The organism is Martelella sp. FLE1502 (genome assembly GCF_053484255.1).
This window is the reverse complement of record NZ_JBAKFQ010000049.1, coordinates 1-5,508: the sequence shown is the minus strand read 5'-3', so window position 1 is coordinate 5,508 and position 5,508 is coordinate 1. Positions and strand designations below refer to the sequence as shown.

1 protein-coding gene is annotated in these 5,508 nt (G+C 59.2%); it reads right to left on the bottom strand.

Annotated elements, in window-relative coordinates; genetic code table 11:
- Positions 1 to 5,508: beta strand repeat-containing protein (locus tag V6767_RS22545; protein WP_448475482.1), on the bottom strand; the 5,508-nt coding region annotated here is incomplete at both ends.

The window sequence follows — 5,508 nt, the reverse complement described above, 5'->3', positions numbered from 1 at the left end:
CACCCTCGCCAAGACCATCAACCGCCTCAAGAACACCGCAAGATCCGCGCGTAAGGATTTCACACGTTACTTGTGTGGTATTTTTTTTCATTGTGAAGTTGAGAACCTTCGAATTAGTAAGGTCTACAGCAAAACCATAAGTATAACCAAGCAGACTCTGGGTTGGAAATCTCGGGTATGACGTGCCCGCGCCCGTTGCCGTAATGACCGCAACCGGTTCGTCTTTGAAATTTACTCCGTTTATGATCGCGAACCCTTTTGTTCCGGCTTTTAACACTGCGTCTCCATTGACCTGAAGATGCCCGGCCGCTGGACTGGACCCTGTCAGATCTATGGGAACGGAGAATTGTCCTCTATTTTCAATGTTCAGGCCATCTGCCACGACCTTAAGGAGGGTGCCGTCGCTATCGCTCTTGCCGATCACAAATTCGCCGCCAGTGGCAACATTGATGGTTCCGTAAGGACCATAACCCTGAAGCTTGGCGTTCTTTTTCACATTGATCGTTCCACCAAGTCCGCCGGCATTCGGAGTTCCGGCTGGCCCAGTGATATTCAGCACGCCGGTGTTAACATTTGTGGTGCCGGTGAAACCAGTATTGTTGGCAGTCAGCTGCAGGATATCAGTGGCATTGGCCGCGTTGACGTTGAAGGTGCCGCCGCCGTTTGCGCCATTCGATATAACGCCGTTGAAGGAAGCGCTTCCCGCGACATCCCAGTTCCAGGTGGCGGTCTGGTCTATCGATATGGCGCCAGGAACAGCCCCGGCTACCTTTGAAGTCAACGTGCCCGCGTCCAAAGTCGTGCCGCCGCTATATGTATTGCTGCCCGACAGTTCGAGTTCGCCATCTCCGATCTTGTGCAAGCCTGTACTTCCCTGAAGACTGACGGCAATTGCCGCTTTTACGGCAGGGCCGGTCTGGACGACATTGATGTCCGCGCTTGCCGTCCCCGGGGCCGGCGCGAGCACGATGATGTCGTCGGAAGTCGGCTGCAGACTGTACCCGTCCACCTTGAACTCCATCGTGGAAACCCTGATCAGGGCTCCAGATGTCAGTGTGCTCTGCACATCGACCTGCCCGCCGACTGTATCAAATATCGCATAACCATTGGTGGCCCAGGCTTCCGAATCCGTACCCGTCTGGTTGGTCCAGTTGGTATTTAGAAGGTCGGCGGTCCATGTGCCCGGCCCGCCCTGTACGGCTGGGGGAATTGAGGGGGAGGTGTAGGTGCCGTTCCAGTAGGAATAGGCGTCCGGCCCTACCTTGAGAACGACTGTCCCGATGTTCGCGGTGCTGCCGATATAGGCGGCGCGGCTGAAAACGTTGCCTGTCGTCGGAACCGACGTTGTATCGATCTGGCTTGGATCTCCGTAAAGACCCAGATCGTAGTCGATCAGGTGGTAGGTGCCGGGGTCCAGGGTTCCCGGCCCGCCATTTACGGTCACGTTCAAAGTACTGTTGTTGATCGTCAAGGCGCCGGCCGAGAAGAGCGCGGTGCTGTTCTCGGTCGAGTTAAGGGTGACATCAAGAATGGATCTTGATGCCAGCGTCAGTCCGCTGTCGCCCAACGTGAAGGTTGGATTGAGGACAGAGCCCGCGAGCGTGCCGCCGGACTTCACGATGACGTTTCCGCCAAGATTTCCCGTGCCCTGAAGCGTTGCGCCGGACGCAACGTTTGTGCGCCCCATAAAGCCCGAACTTGCGCTGTCAAACTGAAGCGTTCCCGCCTCAATGTTGAGCTGGGCCGTGTTCGAGGTTGATGACAGAACATTGGCCGTGTCGAATTTTACGGTTCCGGTAGAATTAACGGCAAGCACGGCGCCGCCTGAAACCTCGATTGTACCCGCAAGCGGGGTGCCGACGACGCCCAGACGCAACGTCCCCGCTGTGACCTGCGTCTTGCCCGTGTAGGTGTTGATCGCATTGAGAACCAGAGTGCCGGCTCCGTCTTTCTCCATGCCCGTCGTCGAAGTCGCCCCGGCAAGGACAGTTCCAAGGGAGACGACATCGCCCGCGTTCTGGACATTGATCTTGACGGGATCGGTGTTGGCGCTGTCGAGCGTCAGCGCATCACCTGTGAAGTTATATGGTCCTACCTCGAAATTCATTCCGCCGACATTGATCGGGCCGCCGGAAGCGTTGACGGTCACATTGCCGCCATTGTCCTTGAAATCCGCTGTTGCGCCGGACACCCAGGGGCCGTTGCTCGTGCCGGCAGCATTCGACCACGCAAGTCCGCCAGTGGTCGTCCAGGTGCCCTTGCCACCGAGACCTGCAGCGGCAAGATGTTGATCCGGATTCCAGTATTGTTCCGGAGGCGTTTCCACGACCAGGTAGATTGTTCCGGAGGCGGGGTCCGCAAGGGAATAGCTGGCATTGGGTACCGAGAAGGTCAGCAGGCTCAGATTGCTGGTCCTTGTGCCGCTATATGAGATCAACGCATACTGCGTAGACGCCGGCAGAGGCAATCCGCTAACGGTGTTGACCACAATCGTGCCGCCGCTGGCGAAATTGAAGTCGCCGGTGCTGAACAGCGGAATGGTGTTTGGTGACGATCCGTCGAGCGTGACCACCATTGTCGAATTTGCGGCGGAGAAATCCAGTTCGCTTCCAAGGGCGAGCGTCGTTCCGCCGGTCGCGTCCCCCGAAATCGCGCCGCCGCCTGCAACTGTGACTGTGCCTCCAAGCGCTCCGGAACCAGCAAGCGTCGATCCGTTTTCGACCGTCGTCGACCCGGTGAAGCTGAGCGCGGCGAGCGTGTTGAAATTTGTGGTTCCAGGCCCGGAGATGGAAAGCAATGCTCCGCTCCCGCCTGTCAGATTGTTGGCAAAGCTGGTCGTCACCCCTGTCGGGGCATACAGCGAAAGCGTTGCGCCGGCGCTGACGGCAATGTCTCCCGCCACCGAACCTGTCAAAGTATTGGCGCCAAGTTGCAGCACGCCCGCCACGACGCTTGTCGAACCGGTATAGGTTTTATCTCCGGTGAAGAGCAGATTTCCCGCGCCGGTCTTTCTGACGCCGCCGCTTCCGGTCAGATCTGCCGAAATCGTTGCCTGGCTTGCCGTAGCCACGTTGAGGCGCGCCAAACCGTCAGAAAAGGCGGACTCAAGCGTCAGCCCGTCGCCGACATTCTTGGGATCGAGTTGATATCCGGAAACCTGGAAATCCAGCCCTTCGACGGAGATTGCCCCGGAGGACGTGCTGTCGACCAGGACGGTGCCCGTGCCTGCCGCGAAGACAGCATATTTGCTCTGAAGCCACGGCCCGTGGCTCGCGCCGCTCAAATCGGTCCAGTTGAGGTCGGCGCTACTGGCGGTCCATGTTCCAGGACCGCCAGTGAGGACGCTTCCCGTGGTGGTCGTGCCGTTCCAGTAGATATCCGTGCCGCCGGCGGGGGTGTTGCCGGGGCCAATGATGATGGCGATCCGGTTGCCGCCGATCGATACCACGGAGGCGTTGGTCGTCGCCGGATCGAGACCTGGCGAGGTCGCGTCGATCTTGATGTCGGAAGCCGAATTCACAAGTGACGTATAGTCGATAAGATAATAAGGATCGGTGCTGGCCGGAAGCGGTGAGCCGGTTACCCGGACGATGCCCGCCGCCGTCAGCTCTCCCGTGGAAAACAGGCTTGCAGCGTTCGCGGTGGACAAGTCGGCGAGGATGGTCGAGCCAGGAGTGCCATTGGTCAGAACCAGGTTGCCGAGCGTCAACTTTTGGGTCTGGTTGCCGGCGATCATCGCGCCGTCGGATACGGTGACGGTTCCACCAAGGTTTCCATTCCCGGTCAGGGTCGCGCCTGTCAAAACGGTCGTGGCGCCGGCAAAACTGCTGCTCGAACTCGCAAAGCTGAGCGCTCCTGTGCCGCCGATCGTGAAGGACGCCGAGGCGCTTGTCGCGGTGAGCGTATTGGAGAAGTTTAGCGGAGTGGCCAGCGGCGAGGCCGCGTTCACGAGCACCGAGAGTGTCGCGGCGGCGGCGATATCGATGCCGCCCGTCAGGGAGCCGTTGGTTGTTCCGTCACCCAGCTGCAGCGTCCCCGTGGAGACGGTCGTGCCGCCGGAATAGGTATTTGCAGCGGTAAGAACAAGTATACCGCCGCCGGTCTTTTCCATGGCTACGCTAGAACCATCTTCTGCCAGAACGACAGCCACAGTGGCTTTTTCGGCGGCACCCGCATTGACCGCGAATTTCACCTCGCCAGGGGAATCGTCGAGGATCAGTTGGTTGGAGCCTGCGCCGCTGCTGATCAGGTAATCGGGGACTTCGAATGTCATGCCGTTGATCGTGATTGGGCCTTGCGTATTGCTGTCCACGGTAACCGTGTCGGCCGATCCTTTGAAAATGGCAATATCCCTTGCGACCCAGGCCCCGAGAGGGGTTCCTGTATTGTCCGACCAGTTGGTATCGGAACTTGCGACCCATGTGCCGGGCCCGCCGAAGTTGGAGGCGCCAGGGGTCTGGTTGGGGTGCCAATAGCGGCCCTCTCCGCCCGGAGAGGAGACGAGGATATAAAGGAAGCCATTGGCCGCCTGGAGGCTGTAATTGGCGGGCGCGCCCGTGAGCGTCAGATTTGTGGCGGCGCTGCCGACAGGCAGGGGATCTGTATAGCTGATGAGGTTGTATTGTCCGGTCGCAAGCGTTGACGGCGTATACTGGACAGAGCCTCCAACCATGTTGAGCGTCTTAGTGGTGATCAGTGCTGCGGCGTTGGGGCTGGCATTGAGGGCGACGCTCAATATGGACGTGCCCGTCAAGGTGAGTTCGCCGCTGATGACCAGCGGTGATCCTATTGAAATATCCCCGGACAGCGTACCGCCTGATTCTATGGTGACATCGCCGCCGAGCGTGCCGGTTCCCTGCAAGGTGCCACCGGTCACCTTGACGTCGCCGCCGAGCGCGCCGGTGATGTTGAAAGTACCGTTTGATATGGTGGTAAGGCCGTTGAAGGCGCTGCTTGAACTGGTGAAGTTCAGTTGCCCCGTGCCGGTGACGTTGAGCAATGCCTGGCCCGGGTTCGCGCCGCCCGTCAGACTATTGGCGAAGCCGAGCGTTCCGGTCTGGTTAATTGCCAGCGTTGCGCTGTCGTTAATTGTAATGCCGTGGCCGAGCACGCCGTTGGTGGTTCCGTCGCCGAGTTGAAGCGTGCCCTCTGCGACGGTTGCTTCGCCCGTGAAGGATTTTGTATTGATCAGGACCAGGGTCCCGGTGCCGACTTTTTCAAGCGTTGTGATATCACCGCCAGTAGAGTCTTTCCCATCAATGATATCGGACGCAATGGTCGCGGTCACGGTGTCGACCTCGATCGTGCCCGTGGTATTGGTCCTGGGAGACAAGGCGAGGCTGTCGCCGGTGATCAGATAGTCTTGGGCGCTGAAGACGAGCTTGTCGAAAGCTTGCGTCCCGACAACGGTGACGGTTCCGGCGGACGTGCCCTGGAAATAGGCAACCGATTTGGCCCAGGCGGACGCATTCGTCCCGGTCGAATCCGTCCAGTTCTGGGTGGCCGAGG